This window comes from Albidovulum sp. (genome assembly GCF_049646345.1).
Taxonomy (GTDB): Bacteria; Pseudomonadota; Alphaproteobacteria; order Rhodobacterales; family Rhodobacteraceae; genus Albidovulum.
In genome coordinates, this window is sequence record NZ_JBARVQ010000516.1 from 1 (window position 1) to 2,921 (window position 2,921).

At 63.0% G+C, this 2,921-nt stretch carries 3 protein-coding genes; 1 reads left to right on the forward strand and 2 read right to left on the reverse strand.

Annotated elements, in window-relative coordinates; all coding sequences use genetic code 11:
• Positions 1-659, reverse strand: a 659-nt coding sequence (locus WBB85_RS13170) for an NAD(P)-binding protein (RefSeq protein ID WP_432639063.1), incomplete at its 3' end; no start/stop codon positions are given.
• On the reverse strand, positions 656-2,260 hold the full coding sequence (locus WBB85_RS13175) for a phytoene desaturase family protein (RefSeq protein ID WP_432639064.1): 1,605 nt from the start codon (positions 2,258-2,260) through the stop codon (positions 656-658). The genes WBB85_RS13175 and WBB85_RS13170, both read right to left, overlap by 4 nt.
• A gap of 134 nt (positions 2,261-2,394) precedes the next feature.
• On the opposite strand from WBB85_RS13175, the gene WBB85_RS13180 reads away from it, so the two are divergent.
• Positions 2,395-2,921 (forward strand): TetR/AcrR family transcriptional regulator (locus WBB85_RS13180; protein ID WP_432639065.1); only part of this gene is annotated, 527 nt, incomplete at its 3' end.

The window sequence follows — 2,921 nt, forward strand, 5'->3', positions numbered from 1 at the left end:
GTTCCACCCTTGAACCGCATCCGGGGCTGCCCCGCCAGCCGGTAGAGCAAGGGCAACACCGTCCCCGGCGATCGCGGCCCCATCGCCCCGCCAAGGGTCGCGTCCATCGCCAGCGCCCCGGCCAGAGGACCATCGCCGATCTCGTCACTCAGAACGTCCCAGATGTTCGACAGGATGATGCGCAAAAGGTCCTGCATATCCGCCTTACCCAGCCACCGGATACTCAGGCCAAGCCCGGCGAGCGTCATCAACTCACCCATGCCCCCGTCGCGTAGCCTTGGTGGCGTCTTCGCCATCAAGGGCGCCAACGCCCCCGCCTGCCGGACAAGCCGCGCATGCAACCCGGCATAGGCCACCGCCGTTCCGGCATCGACCCCCGTGACCACCCCGCCTATGATGCGGACAGGCTCGCCTGCCCCCAAGGCGACGGTGGTCAGCGGGCGCCTCGGCCGCAAGCCATGGCGCTCCAACCCCAGCCCCTTGACCACGGCAGGGCTCAATCCGGTCGGCAAATGGGCCACCGGTACCGCCCCGGACAAAAGCCCTCCGGCAGCCTCCCGCGCCTCCAGCACCAGAACCTTTTTCCCGGCTGCCCCAAGCCGCGCAGCCGCGATCAACCCGTTATGTCCCGCACCGATGACAACCGCATCCCAGCTCATGCCGCGGCCCCCATGTTGATCTTGCGGCCAAGGTCGCGCAACACCTCACGCGCCGCATTCGCCCCCGGCGCGCCCATGACCCCGCCGCCCGGATGGGTCGACGATCCGCACATGTAAAGCCCCCTGATCGGCGAGCGATACTGCGCCCAGCCGGGCACCGGACGGTTGAAGAGCAACTGGTCGAAGGTCAGCTCGCCCTGAAAGATATTGCCCTCGCTCAGACCGACCTCGCGTTCGATATCAGCAGGGCTCCGCACTTCCTTGTGCGCGATCAGATCGGCGAAACCGGGGGCATGGCGGGTGACCTTTTCGATCACCGTTCTGGCAAAGGCCTCGCGCTTGGCGTCATCCCAGGGCCCGTCGGCCAGGTCATAGGGCGCGTATTGCACAAAGATCGTGGCATAATGCTTGCCCGGCGGCGCCATGGTCGGATCGATCTGGGTCGGGATCAGGAAATCCATGTAAGGGCTTGCGGACCAGCGCCCTTCCTTCCAGTCGTCATAGGCGCGCTCGATCTCTTCCATATCGTCGATGAAATGCAGATCACCGCGCAGGAACCGCGCATCCTTCGGCGCGGCGGTGAAATCCGGCATCGCATCCAGCGCGATATTCAGCTTGGCCGAAGAGCCCCGGAACCGGTAGCGGCGCACACCCTTCAGGAACGCCTCGGGCAGTTCCTTTGCGTCGGTATGCTCAAGGAAGGTCCGCCGCACATCCATGCCCGAAATAACGGTATCGGCATGAAATTCATCGCCGTTTTCCAGCGCAACACCCGTCACGCGGCCATTCGTCACCAGAAACCGCTCCACCCCCGATCCGGCCCGGATCTCGCCGCCCGAGGCCTGAAAGCTTGCCGCCATAGCCCGCGTGATCGCGCCCATGCCGCCACGCGCAAAACCCCAGGCACCGATGGAGCCGTCAACCTCGCCCATGTAGTGATGCAACAGCACATAGGCCGTGCCCGGCGAATAGGGGCCAAGCCCGGTGCCGATGATGCCAGCCCCGGCGATATGCGCCTTCACCAGATCGCTGGTCAGATACTGGTCGAGAAATTCCGCAATCGACATGGTCCAGAAGCGCACCGTCTCGGCCATATCGCGCTCGCCCAGATCGTGGAAGCGCTTGCCGATATAAAGCAATTCGGCCAGATCGCGCGGCCTGAACGAGGTCGGATCGGGGGCTGTGCGCAGCAATAAGGGCTTTATGAAGCGGCATTGCTTCATCACCGCCCGGGCAAACCGATCATAGTTGTCGGCCTCAGCCGGATCGAGCCGCATCAATTCGCGCCGCAAAGCGTCATGATCCGAGGAATAGTTGAAATACTCACCCGTCGAACTGAATGTAGCCCCGCTTTCATATGGGATCACCTGCAAACCGAACTTCGGCAGCTCCAGCGCCCGGATGATCTCGGGCCGCAGAAGCGAACAGACATAGGAACAGTTGGAATAGGTCCAGCCCGGCGTCAGTTCGCGACTGACAGCCGCACCACCGATATAGTCGTTCTTCTCGACGACCAGCACCTTCAGCCCGGCACGCGCCAGAAAACAGGCCGTCGTCAGCCCGTTATGGCCAGACCCCGCAATAATGGCATCGTATGTCACAACCCGCCTCCCCTTACGCTCGGCCACAGGGTAGATTTTTCTGAGCGTTCAGTCAAAATTATTATTGAGCATACGCTCAGAAAATTGACGCCGGGCCAGCGCAGCCCTATGGTCGCACCAGAAGGCAGGCGCAGATGAACAAATCGGTTTCCCCCACCAGTCAAAGGATGCAGGCGCGCATCATCGAAGCGACGGTCGCAACCGTGGCTGACCGGGGGCTTTCGGGCACAACCCTTGCCCATGTCGCAGCGCGCGCGGGCGTGTCGCAGGGCGTGTTGGTCTTTCACTTCAAATCAAAGGACGGGCTTCTTGCCGAAACCCTGATCCGCCTCTCAGCCGAATACCGCGATATCTGGCAGGCCTCGCTTGCCACCACCGACCCGCTCGACCGGATCATCGGCCTCATCCTCGCCGATTTCAGCCCTGAGGTCTGTACAACTGAAAAACTCGCCCTCTGGTTCGCATTCTGGGGCGAGGCCGGCGCACAGCCCCTCTACAACCGTATCTGCGAAGAGGCCGAGCGCACGCGCTACGCGGCGATGATCACCACCTGCCGGGCGCTGGTGGACAGATATGGCGGCCCCGACCCTGCGCTGCTTGCCGACAGCATCGATGCGATGACCGACGGGCTCTGGCTGCAGCTTCACATCAACCGCAAAAC